The sequence below is a fragment of the Streptomyces sp. W16 genome (assembly GCF_033194735.1).
In the GTDB taxonomy this organism is placed as follows: domain Bacteria; phylum Actinomycetota; class Actinomycetes; order Streptomycetales; family Streptomycetaceae; genus Streptomyces.
The window spans coordinates 1-12423 of the sequence record NZ_JAWOAI010000294.1; the positions used below are offsets into that span (position 1 = coordinate 1).

Sequence of the window (12423 nt, forward strand, 5' to 3'; positions counted from 1 at the left end):
CTCGGGCGCCCGGGTCGTCGCCGTCGACATCTCGCCCCAAGCACTGGACCTGGCAAGGAAGTTCGGGGCGGCGGAGTGCGTGGACGGCGCGAGCACCCCGGACCCGGCGGCGGCGGTCCGTGAGCTGACGGGCGGCGGCGCCCACCTCTCCCTGGACGCCCTGGGCTCACCGGCGACCTGCGCCGCCTCGGTGAACGGCCTGCGCCGCCGGGGCCGCCACATCCAGGTGGGCCTGCTCCCCTCTCCCTCCGGTACGACCCCGGTCCCGATGGCCCGCGCGATCGGCCTGGAACTCGAACTCCTCGGCAGCCACGGCATGGCGGCCCACACCTACCCGCCCATGCTGGAACTGGTCCGGTCGGGAGTGCTCCGCCCCGACCTCCTGACCACCTCCACGATCACCCTGGACGAGACCCCGGCCGCCCTCGCGGCGATGGGCACGGCACCGGGAGCGGGGGTGACGGTCATCGAGCCGTGGCGGTGAGGGCGGCCCACTCGTGGTCGAGGATCGCCATGAGCACGTCGTCGACCCACTCCCCGTCCCGCAACTGGGCCTCGCGCCGCACACCTTCGACCACGAACCCGACCTTCTCGTACACCCGCCGGGCCCGGTGGTTGTGGCCGTAGACCTCCAACTGGATCCGATGCAGGCCCAGTTGCTCGAAGGCGTAGCCGACGATCAGGCGGGTCGCCTCCGTGCCGATGCCCCGGCCGCGACCCCGGGGGCCGATGAGGGTGCGGAAGGTGCAGCTGCGGGCGGTGGGATCCCACTCGTGGAGGACGACCTCGCCGAGGAGTTCACCGGTGGCGGGGTCGGTGACGGCGAGGTCGAGGCGGTCGCACTGGTCGGCCCGGGTCGCGTACCAGGAGCGCAGCCGCTCCGGTGTCAGTTCGGTCGACGGCTCGAAGGTGAAGCGGACGACCTCCGGGTCCTGGATCAGTTGCCAGATGCCGTCGGCGTCCGACTCGGTGAACGGACGGAGGACGGTCTTCTCGCCGGTGAGGACGGGTTTGACGGAGAGGTTCATCCGGGGATCCTCAGCGGCGGTCGGCCGTGCGGGCAAGCGAATTGCTCTGCCGGCCGGCACAGCCGAAGCGACGACGGCACCGGACACCCGGTACCGCGTCGCCGCGCCGGCTCGGGTCAGTCGTCCCTGCGCCCCCGGTTGCCCGGCCGGGAGGCCACCCAGGCCCGGACCGTGTCGGCGTACCAGTACGGCTTGCCGCTCTCCACGTGGTCGGGCGGGGGCAGCAGGCCGTGTTTGCGGTAGGAGCGGACGGTGTCGGGCTGAACCCGGATGTGGGCCGCGATTTCCTTGTACGACCAGAGCCGTCGGTCGGTCATCAGTGCACCTCCCTGCGCGCGCCGCGGCGGCGGCCGGGGGCGGCCGTCGGGGGAGCCGTGCGCTGCGCTGGCGATCACAAAGCCTGTGCCCGGTCAACGACACAGAGTGAGGAAGAGGAAGCGCCTGTGGACCGGGTGTGACGCAAGACCCGCGTACACGCGACATGTGTGACATCAGGGGGGCTTTTGTGACACAGGTGACGCAAAGGCGCACGCGGGCGCAGGGGCGCGGCGCGTTGACTATCGCCGGGAAAAGGAGCAGAGGGCACAGCAAGGTGGGCCGGACCCGCTGCGCCGGGCCCGGCCCACCGGCTTCCCCGCATCCCCCCACTGGGCCGGCCGGTCGGCCGGAGGCCTGCGCGTCCCCGGGGATCAACCGGCCAGGTGGTCAGCGTGCATCAACGCGCCCGGCCGGTCTTGGAGAAATCCGCACCCCGACCGGGAGCGACCAGCAGACTCGTCGCCTCGCCCGTCATCCGGTCCCCGGCAGGCATCCCCGGCTGCGCCACCGGCGGACTCGCCCGGCCCACCGTGAACTGGCCCGGAGTGCACCCCGTCATCGCCCTGAACTCGCCGCTCAGATGCGCCTGGTCGTAGAAACCGCAGACCGCCGCCGTCTCCGCCTGGCTGCGGCCGGCCGCGAGGAGCCGCCGGGCGCGCTGCAACCTCAGCACCCGTGCCGCCGCCTTGGGGCCGAGTCCGATCTGTTCCCGGAAGCGGTTCTCCAACTGCCGTACGCTCCAGCCCACTTCGTCGGCGAGCCGGGGCACCGGCACCGCGCCCCAGTTCCGCACCAGCTCCGACCAGGCCCGCTCCACCCGCGCCGAACTCGGCGTACCGGCCGCCGACCAGCGGGTGAACACCTCGTCCAGCAGCCCGAACCGGGCGGTCCAGGTCGGCAACGCGGCGAGCGCGGCGGCCAGTTCACCGATGCCGCTCCAGCGGGGGCCGAGGGCGTGCGGGAGCTCGTCGGGGTCCACCACCCGGTCGGCGAGCTCGTGCTGAGCCGTACCGAACAGCGTGAACGCGGCCCACGGCGTCAACAGCACCTCGACCCCCGCGAGCCGCCCACTGTGCTCACCGAGCGCGGCAGTGGTCGTAGGCCCACAGAACACGGACCCGAGCGTGGCCGATTCCCGCCCCACCCGCGAGATCCGGACGGCCCCTTCGAACCCGAGGAGCAGGGTCGCGGCCCCGATCGGCGCCTCCAGCCGAGCCCGGGGCCGGGACAGGGCGAGCCGTATCCCGCGATAACTGATGACCCCGGGCCGAAGCCGCGGATGCGGCACCCCAAGCACGGTCTCCCAGGATCCACCGGGCCCATGCCCGGTACGAATGCGCAAGGCAACAGACATCCACTGATAGTCCTACGGCCCTACAGCGCCCCGTAAGGGGCGCGGGGCTGTATCGATATGCGGCTCCGCCGCGTGGGCGCGAGCAACCACAACGAGCTCGCACCCGACAAACAACCGATCGCACCCCGTCTCGTCCGAATGTCCGGACAAAACATTGACAGGGCTCGGGCCACGGGACTAGAAACCGGGGAGAGCCGAAATAAAGGGGAAGTCGATGGCGTACGACCTGATCACCATGGGGCGGCTAGGGGTGGACCTCTATCCGCTGCAGACGGGCGTGCCGCTGCCCCAGGTGACGACCTTCGGGAAGTTCCTCGGCGGCTCGGCGGCGAACGTCGCGGTCGCCGCCGCCCGGCTGGGCCGCGAGGTCGCCCTGGTCTCGCGCACCGGCGACGACCCCTTCGGCACGTACCTGCACGAGGCGCTGCGCGACTTCGGCGTCGACGACCGCTGGGTCACCCCGGTCCCCGGCCTGCCGACCTCGGTCACCTTCTGCGAGATCTTCCCGCCGGACGACTTCCCGCTGTACTTCTACCGGCAGCCCAAGGCCCCGGACCTGGAGATCGACGCCCACGAGCTCGACCTGGACGCGATCCACGAGGCCCGGATCTTCTGGATCACCGGCACTGGCCTGAGCGAGGAGCCCAGCCGTACGGCCACGCTCGCGGCCCTCGCGCATCGCGCCAAGTCCGGTACGACGGTCTTCGACCTCGACTGGCGGCCCATGTTCTGGAAGGACCCGAGCGCGGCCCGCCCCTTCTACGAGGAGGCCCTGCGCCACATCACCGTCGCCGTCGGAAACCTCGACGAGGTGGAGGTCGCCACCGGCGTACGCGAGCCGCACGCCGCCGCCCGCGCGCTGCTGGACGCCGGGGTCGAACTCGCCGTCGTCAAGCAGGGCCCCAAGGGCGTCCTCGCGGTCAACCGGGACGGCGAGTCGGCCGAGGTGCCCCCGCTGCCGGTGACCGTGCTCAACGGACTCGGTGCCGGTGACGCCTTCGGCGGCTCGCTCTGCCACGGCCTGCTGGCCGGCTGGGACCTGGAGAAGATCATGCGGCACGCCAACGCGGCCGGGGCGATCGTCGCCTCGCGCCTGGAGTGCTCGTCCGCGATGCCCACGGCTCCCGAGGTCGAGGGCGCGATCGCCGCCGGAGCGGTGCTGTGAGGGCCGGCCGCGTGGCGGGTGCCGAGCACGAGGGCCAGTACGAAGGCGGGGACGGTGTGACGCACGCGCACGGTGACCAGGACGCCGGGGACGACGTCTCCGGCCACGAGGGAGGCACCGCCGGCGGCGGCCCCCGCGTGGACATCTCCGAACTCGTCCGTGTCCGCGCCCGGCATCCCGAGGCGATAGCCGAGGCTGCGGCCCGGCGCGTCCGCCGTCCGCTGCTCAATGACGCCGGCCGCCTGATGATCGTCGCCGCCGACCACCCGGCCCGTGGCGCGCTCGGTGTCGGCGACCACAAGTTCGCCATGGCCAACCGCGCGGAACTGCTCGAACGCCTCTGCCTGGCGCTGTCCCGGCCCGGCGTCGACGGTGTTCTCGCGACCGCCGACATCCTGGACGACCTGCTCCTCCTCGGTGCCCTCGACGGCAAGGTCGTCATGGGCTCGATGAACCGCGGCGGCCTCCAGGGAGCCAGTTTCGAACTCGACGACCGCTTCACCGGCCACCGCGCCCAGGACATCGAGCGGCTCCGCTTCGACGCGGGCAAGCTGCTGCTGCGCATCGACTACGACGACCCGGGCTCCCTCACCACCCTGGAGTCCACCGCCCGCGCCATCGACGACATGGCCGCGCGCCGACTCCCGCTGTTCGTCGAGCCGTTCATCAGCCGCCGCACCGACGAGGGCAAGCTGAAGAACGACCTGTCCGCCGAGGCCGTCATCAAGTCCATCGCCATCTCCTCGGGCCTGGGCGGCACTTCGGCATACACCTGGCTCAAGCTCCCGGTCACCGAGAACCCGGACGACATGGCCCAGGTCATGGAGACCTCGACGCTGCCCGCGGTCCTCCTCGGCGGCGAGGTCGGCGACGACCAGGACGGCGCCTACGAGAAGTGGCGCGGCGCCCTCCAACTCCCCACCGTGCGGGGCCTGGTGGTCGGCCGTTCGCTGCTCTATCCGCCGGACGGAGATGTGGCCGCCGCCGTCGACACCGCCGTAGGGCTGCTGTGAGGGCCGGCTTATGACGGCCGCCGGTGACGGGGAGCGGATCGTGCTTCCGCTCAGCGGTGGATGTACCGTGCGAATTACGGACGAAAAGGTCCAACTCCTGGGCGGAGACGGCATGTTCGCCCAGACACAGAACGCCTCCGGCGCGGGAGGCCGCTTCGCCCTGGCAGGAGCGAAGTGCGAGCGACGACTCCCCGCTCGCTACGGCCCCGCGCCGGAGGTCTCCAACACGACCGACCACCCTGCGTGTTGGAGCATGCGCACTGAGGTTCCCGGCCTCGGGCATCGAGTCGGACGGGGTTGCGGAGCCGTACCGGAGTGGCGGATCAGCTTGCACCCGGAACACACGGAGGAACACCGATGACCTCAACGACGAGGCTCACGGTCGCACAGGCGCTCGTACGCTTCCTGTCCGCCCAGTACACCGAACGCGACGGCGTACGGCGGCGGTTGATCAGTGCGACCTGGGGCATCTTCGGCCACGGCAACGTGGCCGGGCTCGGCCAGGCACTCATCGAGTACGCCACCGTGCCCAGCGGGGAGACACCCCCCGCGTCACCGGTCATGCCGTACCACCAGGGCCGTAACGAACAGTCCATGGTGCACGCGGCGGTCGGCTACGCGCGGCAGTCGAACCGGCTGTCCACGCACGCCGTCACGACCTCCGTCGGCCCCGGTGCCACGAACCTCGTCACCGGCGCCGCGCTCGCCACGATCAACCACCTCCCGGTCCTGCTCCTCCCCGGCGACACCTTCGCCACCCGGGTCGCCGACCCGGTGCTCCAGCAGCTCGAAGTCCCGTACGCGGGCGATGTGTCGGTCAACGACTGCCTGCGCCCGGTGTCGAGGTACTTCGACCGGATCACCCGGCCGGAAGCGCTCGTTCCCGCCGCCCTGAACGCCATGCGCGTCCTCACCGACCCCGTCGAGACCGGGGCCGTGACTCTCGCTCTCCCGCAGGACGTTCAGGCCGAGGCGTACGACTGGCCGGACGAGTTCTTCGCCGAACGCACCTGGTACGTAAGGCGACCGGCCGCCGACCCGGCCGAACTCGCCGCGGCCGTAAGGGCGATCCGGGCCGCGAGGCGCCCCCTGATCGTCGCGGGCGGCGGAGTCCACCACAGCCGGGCCGAGGCCGCCCTCGCCGAGCTCGCCTCGGCCACCGGCATCCCGGTCGCCTCCACCCAGGCAGGCAAGGGCTCCCTCAACCACGACCACCCGCAGGACGTCGGCGGCATCGGCCACACCGGCACCGCGACCGCCGACGAACTCGCGCGCCTGGCCGACCTGGTGATCGGTATCGGCACCCGCTACACCGACTTCACCACCGCCTCCCACACCCTCTTCGAACGCCCGGGCGTCCGGTTCCTCAACCTCAACATCGCCCCGTACGACGGCCACAAGCTCGCCGGACAGCCGCTGATCGCGGACGCCCGCGGCGGACTGGCGGCGCTGGCAAAGAAGTTGGGCCGCCACGGCCACCGGGTCGACGCGTCGTACATCGCCGAGTACCGCGAGGACAAAGAGCGCTGGGAACAGCGCGTCGACGCCTGCTACGAGGCCGAGGAACCCGACGTACGCCCCACGCAGCCACAGGTGTTGGGCGCGCTGGACGAGATCGTCGACGAGTCGGACATCATCGTCAACGCGGCGGGTTCGCTCCCCGGCGATCTGCACAAGCTGTGGCGGACACGGTCGTTCGACCAGTACCACCTGGAGTACGGCTACTCCTGCATGGGCTACGAGATCCCGGCCGCGATCGGGGTGAAGCTGGCCGCCCCGGGCCGGCCGGTATGGGCGCTGGTCGGCGACGGCACCTATCTGATGATGCCGACGGAGATCGTGACCGCCGTACAAGAGGGCATCGCGATCAAGGTGCTGCTGATACAGAACCACGGGTACGCGTCCATAGGCGGCCTGTCCGAGTCGGTCGGCGGCGAGCGGTTCGGCACCGCCTACCGCTACCAGGCCGACGACGGCACCTACACCGGCGCCCCGCTGCCCGTCGACCTCGCCGCCAACGCGGCCAGCCTCGGCATGCGCGTGCTGCGCGCGAAGACCGTCCGTGACCTGCGTACGGCGCTCGCCGAGGCGCGGGCCGCGGACACTCCCACTTGTGTCTACGTGGAGACCGAAACCGCAGACACTGTGTCGGGCGCGCCTCCGGCGCAGGCCTGGTGGGATGTTCCTGTGGCCGAGACCGCGGCCCGATCGTCCGCGGTCAAGGCACGTGAGCTGTACGAACGGCACGTCACCACCCGACGCCGCCATCTGTGAAGGAGCAACTGGGCATGACGAAGATCGTCAACCACTGGATCGGCGGCAAGACCGTCGAAGGCGCGTCGGGAAACTTCGGGCCGGTCACCGACCCGGCGACCGGCGCGGTCACCACGAACGTCGCGTTCGCGTCGGTCGAGGAGGTCGACGCGGCCGTCGCCGCCGCCAAGGACGCCTACGCGACCTGGGGCACGTCCTCGCTCGCCAAGCGGACCACGATCCTCTTCAGGTTCCGGGCGCTGCTGGAGGCCAACCGGGACGCCATCGCCGAGCTGATCACCGCCGAGCACGGCAAGGTGCACAGCGACGCGCTGGGCGAGGTCGCGCGCGGCCTGGAGATCGTCGACCTGGCGTGCGGGATCACCGTGCAGCTCAAGGGCGAACTGTCGACCGAGGTCGCCAGCCGCGTCGACGTGGCGTCGATCCGCCAGCCGCTGGGCGTCGTGGCCGGCATCACGCCGTTCAACTTCCCCGCCATGGTGCCGATGTGGATGTTCCCGATCGCCATCGCGACCGGCAACACCTTCGTGCTCAAGCCGTCCGAGAAGGACCCGTCGGCGTCCCTGAAGATCGCCGAACTGCTGGCCGAAGCGGGCCTCCCGGACGGCGTGTTCAACGTCGTGCACGGTGACAAGGTGGCCGTGGACCGCCTCCTTGAGCACCCGGACGTCAAGGCGGTCTCCTTCGTCGGCTCGACCCCCATCGCCCGCTACATCCACACCACCGCCTCCGCGAACGGCAAGCGCGTCCAGGCCCTGGGCGGCGCCAAGAACCACATGCTGGTCCTGCCCGACGCCGACCTGGACGCGGCGGCCGACGCGGCCGTCTCCGCCGCCTACGGCTCGGCGGGCGAGCGCTGCATGGCCATCTCCGCCGTGGTGGCGGTCGGTTCGATCGGCGACGAGCTGGTCGAGAAGATCCGCGAGCGCGCCGAGAAGATCAAGATCGGCCCCGGCAACGACCCGACCTCCGAGATGGGCCCGCTCATCACCGCCGTCCACCGCGACAAGGTGGCGTCCTACGTCACCGGCGCGGCGGCCGAAGGCTCGGAGGTCGTCCTGGACGGCACCGGCTACACGGTCGAGGGCTTCGAGGACGGCCACTGGATCGGCATCTCGCTCCTCGACAAGGTGCCGACCACCGCGAAGGCCTACACGGACGAGATCTTCGGCCCGGTCCTCTGCGTCCTGCGCGTCGACACGTACGACGAGGGCGTGGCCCTCATCAACAGCTCCCCCTTCGGCAACGGCACCGCGATCTTCACCCGGGACGGCGGCGCCGCCCGCCGCTTCCAGCTGGAGATCGAGGCCGGCATGGTCGGCGTCAACGTCCCGATCCCGGTCCCCGTCGGCTACCACTCCTTCGGCGGCTGGAAGGACTCCCTCTTCGGGGACCACCACATCTACGGCAACGACGGCACGCACTTCTACACCCGCGGCAAGGTCGTCACCACCCGCTGGCCCGACCCGGCCGACGCCCCGACCGGCGTCGACCTCGGGTTCCCGCGCAACCACTGAGAATCGCCGAATGGGGCCGTCCGTATCGCGGACGGCCCCATTTTTTCGCTACGACCACTGCGGTTCCCGTAGGAACCCGAACCGGGGCCGACACTGCCTTCAGCTGCCGATTACGGAACTCCGAGCGGACTGGATCAACGAATTCCGTAGGTGAACACCCATTGACGTGGCGGTTTCCGTCAATGTTCCATCAGGCCCGTGACCGACACCCTCCCCACTGCCGAGGCCGCCGTTTCCGAGGCGTCGTCGGACAGTTCCCAGAGTCCGCGGCATCCGCAGCAGCTGAAGCGTTCCATCGGCATCGTCGGCGGCACCCTGCTCACGCTCTCCTGCGTGACACCGGCCTCCACGCTCTTCGTGGTCGTCCCCGACCTGTTCGGCTCACTCGGCACCGCGACCGCCCTCACGATCGCGATCGGCTCGGTCCTCTGCATCGCCGTCGCGTTCTGCTACTCGGAGCTGGGCACCCTCATCCCCAGCGCGGGCGGCGAGTACGCCATGGTGTCGACGCTGGCGGGCCGCCTGGCAGGCTGGCTGGTCTTCGTCCTCTCCCTCCTGGTCGTGATGATCGTCCCGCCGGTGATAGCGATGGGCACGGCGGACTACCTGACCCGGATCGTCCACCTGAACCCGTCGATGACCGGCGCCGGCGTGATGCTCCTGGCCACGCTCGCGGGCCTGCTGGACCTGCGAGCCAACGCGTGGATCACGGGGATCTTCCTGGTCCTGGAGGTCATAGCGGCCGGAGTCGTGGCGCTGCTCGGCTTCACCCACAGCCACCGGGGCCTCGGCAGCCTCACCTCGATGCAGGTCGCGGGCACGGGCGGCCACACGGACACGGTGACGGCGATGCTGGTGGTCTCCGGCCTGGCGATCGCCCTCTTCGTCACGCAAGGCTTCTCAACGGCGGTCTACCTCTCCGAGGAGTTGGAGAACCCGCGCCGAAACGTAGCCCGCACGGTCCTGGCCACCCTCGCGATCTCCACGGTGATCATCCTGGTCCCGGTGGTAGCCATCACGATGGGCGCGTCCGACCTCTCGACCCTCACCGGCGGCGACATCAGCAGCATGGTGACGGCCTGGTCCAACTCGGCGGTCGGCACCTTCGTCAGCCTCTGCGTGGCCCTCGCGATCATCAACGCGGGCATCGTCATGGTCATCCAGAACTCCCGCGTCCTCTTCGCCTCCGCCCGCGACAAGGCCTGGCCCGCCCCGGTCAACACCGTCTTCTCCAAGCTCGGCCGCTTCGGCTCCCCCTGGGTCGCCACCCTCGCCGTGGGCATCCCCGGCGCGGTCCTCTGCTTCGTCAACCTGGACACCCTCTACGGCGTGACAGGCGTCTCGGTGACCGGCATGTACCTGCTGGTCGCAGTCGCCGCCCTCCTGTCCCGCCGAGGAAACCACCGCCACACACACGCGTGGCGCATGCCACTGTGGCCCACGATGCCGATCCTGCTGATAGCGGTACTGGCCTACATCCTCACGCAACAGGAGACGACCTACTTGCTGTGGACAGGCGGAATAGTCACGGCGGCAACTCTGTACTGGGCGCTCTATCTCCGCCCCCGCAGGGACACTCGCTGGCTGATCTCCCTCCCTGAGGAGGACTAAGAGGTCCTAACAAAGGCGCTGTACATGCCGGTGGGTGATGAGGCAGGTGGCGAGGCCGAGGAAGGCTTCGTGGATGTCGTCGCGTCGTTCCCAGCGGATGCGCAGGCGGCGGAAGCCGTGCAGCCAGGCGATCGTTCTCTCGACGACGTATCGGAAGATGCCGAGGCCGGAGCCGTGTGGTTGGCCTCGTTCGGCGATGACCGGGCGGATGCCGCGGGCCCAGAGCAGGCGGCGGTACTTGTCGTGGTCGTAGCCGCGGTCGGCGAGGAGTGCGTCGGGCCGGTGTCTGGGGCGGCCGACGGCGCCGGCCACGGCCGGAACCTTGTCCAGCAGGGGAAGCAACTGCGTGACGTCGTTGCGGTTTCCGCCGGTCAGCGACACCGCGAGCGGGATGCCCTGTCCGTCGGTGAGGACGTGGTGCTTGCTGCCCGGACGTGCGCGGTCAACCGGGCTGGGCCCGCTTTTGGGCCGCGCCGAGCAGCCCGCACGTGGGAGGAGTCGATCACCGCCCGCGACCAGTCCAGCTTCTTGGCCACCCGCAGCTTCTTCAGCAGCACCAGGTGCAGTGCCTCCCAGACCCCGGCCTCGTTCCACGCGGCAAGCCGCCGCCAGCACGTCATCCCCGAACCGAAGCCCAGCTCCTGCGGCAGGTACTCCCACTGGATACCGGTATGCAGCACGAACAAGATCCCGCACAACGCCTGCCGGTCCGGAATCCGCGGCCGGCCCTCCACCAGCTTCGGCCCCGGCTCCGGTAGCAACGGCTCGATCAGCGACCACAGTTCGTCCGAGACGATCCACGGACGCGACTCCCTCTTTCCCACGACAACACCAACGAGCAACCAGACTGACAGTCACATGATCAGCGGCTTCTGTTAGGACCTCTAAGCCCCGAAGGGGCGAGTCCTCCTCAGGGGCGCGGGGAACTGCGCGCTCAGCCACAACGGACCCGCACCCGGCAACGGCATAAGCCTCCCGAGCTGGAACCCGTACACCAAGCGCGGTACACACTCACCCCCGGTTCACCCCAGGGTCTGGCCCAACTGTCAGAGACGCCCCGTACCGTTGACGACATGGATCTTCGCCCACCGCTACGACGCCCACGGCAGTGGCTCGCCGCCACGGCCGCCGTAGCCGTGCTCGCCGCCGCCGGCACCTGGACGGCCGTAGCCTCCGACAAACCGCCGGAGGTACACCGCGCCGACCGCGTGATGGCCGTGGACGGGGTGAAGCTCGACACCTCGTACTTCACTACCGGTGCCGCCGGCCGCCGCCCCGCCGTCCTCCTGGCACACGGCTTCGGCGGCAGCAAGGACGACGTACGGGAGCAGGCAGAGGGCCTGGCCAGAGACGGGTACGCCGTCCTCACCTGGTCCGCGCGCGGCTTCGGCAAGTCGACCGGCAAGATCGGCCTGAACGACCCGAAGGGCGAGGTCAAGGACGTCTCCAAGCTGATCGACTGGCTGGCGAAGCAGCCGGACGTCCAGCTCGACAAGCCCGGCGACCCGCGCGTGGGCGTGGCGGGCGGTTCCTACGGCGGAGCGATCTCCCTGCTCGCCGCCGGGTACGACGACCGCGTGGACGCCATCGCTCCGGCGATCACGTACTGGAACCTCGCCGACGCGCTGTTCCCGAACGGCGTGTTCAAGAAGCTCTGGGCGAGCATCTTCATCAACTCCGGTGGCGGCTGCGCCAATTTCGAGCCCCAGTTGTGCGCGATGTACGACCGGGTCGCCGAGTCGGGCAAGCCGGACGCTGCAGCGCGCGAACTCCTCGAAGCCCGCTCCCCGTCCGCCGTCGCCGCGCACATCAACGTGCCGACCCTCCTGCTCCAGGGCCAGACCGACTCCCTCTTCCCGCTCGGCCAGGCCGACGCCGCCGCGAAGGCGATCCGCGCCAACGGCGCCCCCGTGGACGTCGACTGGATCGCGGGCGGCCATGACGGCGGCGACATGGAGACGAGCCGCGTCCAGGCCCGCGTGACCTCGTGGTTCGACCGGTACCTGAAGGACGACAAGAACACCGACACCGGCCCGGCCTTCCGCGTCACCCGCACCGGAGGCGTCGACTCCACGGACGGCGCCGCCCAGCTGCGCGGCGCGAGCGGCAGCGCCTACCCCGGCTTGGAGAGCGACCAGATCGG

11 protein-coding genes and 1 pseudogene are annotated in these 12423 nt (G+C 70.4%); 8 read left to right on the forward strand and 4 right to left on the reverse strand.

The window, feature by feature from the left end; genetic code table 11:
• A partial coding sequence (locus R6V09_RS31900; RefSeq protein ID WP_317884933.1) for a zinc-binding dehydrogenase occupies nucleotides 1-484 on the forward strand: 484 nt, incomplete at its 5' end.
• On the opposite strand, the gene R6V09_RS31905 is transcribed toward R6V09_RS31900, so the two are convergent.
• From R6V09_RS31905 to R6V09_RS31915, 3 genes are all read right to left on the reverse strand, one after another.
• The gene (locus R6V09_RS31905; protein WP_317884934.1) at nucleotides 465-1028 is read right to left on the reverse strand and encodes a GNAT family N-acetyltransferase; all 564 of its coding nucleotides are present in this window, start codon (nucleotides 1026-1028) and stop codon (nucleotides 465-467) included. The two genes, R6V09_RS31900 and R6V09_RS31905, sit on opposite strands and share 20 nt — an antisense overlap.
• Nucleotides 1029-1144: 116 nt before the next feature.
• Nucleotides 1145-1345 (reverse strand): helix-turn-helix transcriptional regulator, encoded by a 201-nt coding sequence (locus tag R6V09_RS31910; protein WP_019065707.1) that lies wholly within the window; start codon nucleotides 1343-1345, stop codon nucleotides 1145-1147.
• A gap of 398 nt (nucleotides 1346-1743) precedes the next feature.
• Nucleotides 1744-2577: an AraC family transcriptional regulator gene (locus R6V09_RS31915; RefSeq protein WP_317884941.1), complete on the reverse strand. Its 834-nt coding sequence runs from the start codon at nucleotides 2575-2577 to the stop codon at nucleotides 1744-1746.
• Between the two features lie 337 nt (nucleotides 2578-2914).
• On the opposite strand from R6V09_RS31915, the gene iolC reads away from it, so the two are divergent.
• From iolC to R6V09_RS31945, 6 genes and pseudogenes are all read left to right on the forward strand, one after another.
• Entirely contained in the window at nucleotides 2915-3865 is a 951-nt protein-coding gene (iolC, locus tag R6V09_RS31920; protein ID WP_317884935.1) for a 5-dehydro-2-deoxygluconokinase, read from the forward strand.
• 137 nt (nucleotides 3866-4002) lie between these two features.
• A complete protein-coding gene (locus tag R6V09_RS31925) occupies nucleotides 4003-4878 on the forward strand; it encodes a Cgl0159 family (beta/alpha)8-fold protein (RefSeq protein ID WP_317884942.1) in 876 nt (291 codons plus the stop codon).
• 22 nt (nucleotides 4879-4900) lie between these two features.
• Nucleotides 4901-5098: pseudogene (locus R6V09_RS31930) on the forward strand (5-deoxy-glucuronate isomerase); the annotation flags it as partial.
• 137 nt (nucleotides 5099-5235) lie between these two features.
• A complete protein-coding gene (iolD, locus tag R6V09_RS31935) occupies nucleotides 5236-7152 on the forward strand; it encodes a 3D-(3,5/4)-trihydroxycyclohexane-1,2-dione acylhydrolase (decyclizing) (protein WP_317884936.1) in 1917 nt (638 codons plus the stop codon).
• 14 nt (nucleotides 7153-7166) lie between these two features.
• A complete protein-coding gene (gene mmsA, locus R6V09_RS31940; RefSeq protein WP_317884937.1) occupies nucleotides 7167-8669 on the forward strand; it encodes a CoA-acylating methylmalonate-semialdehyde dehydrogenase in 1503 nt (500 codons plus the stop codon).
• Between the two features lie 198 nt (nucleotides 8670-8867).
• Complete coding sequence (locus R6V09_RS31945) at nucleotides 8868-10280, forward strand: APC family permease (RefSeq protein ID WP_317884938.1); 1413 nt, start codon at nucleotides 8868-8870, stop codon at nucleotides 10278-10280.
• 6 nt (nucleotides 10281-10286) lie between these two features.
• Here R6V09_RS31945 and R6V09_RS31950 read toward each other — a convergent pair.
• Nucleotides 10287-11077, reverse strand: a protein-coding gene (locus R6V09_RS31950; protein ID WP_442810193.1) for an IS5 family transposase whose coding sequence is annotated in 2 segments (ribosomal slippage) — nucleotides 10287-10747 and nucleotides 10747-11077 — 792 coding nt in all. Because the reading frame shifts where the segments join, the coding sequence is not laid out codon by codon here.
• A 276-nt stretch (nucleotides 11078-11353) separates the two neighbouring features.
• Here R6V09_RS31950 and R6V09_RS31955 point away from each other — a divergent pair.
• On the forward strand, nucleotides 11354-12423 hold a 1070-nt coding region (locus R6V09_RS31955), incomplete at its 3' end, for an alpha/beta hydrolase family protein (protein WP_317884940.1).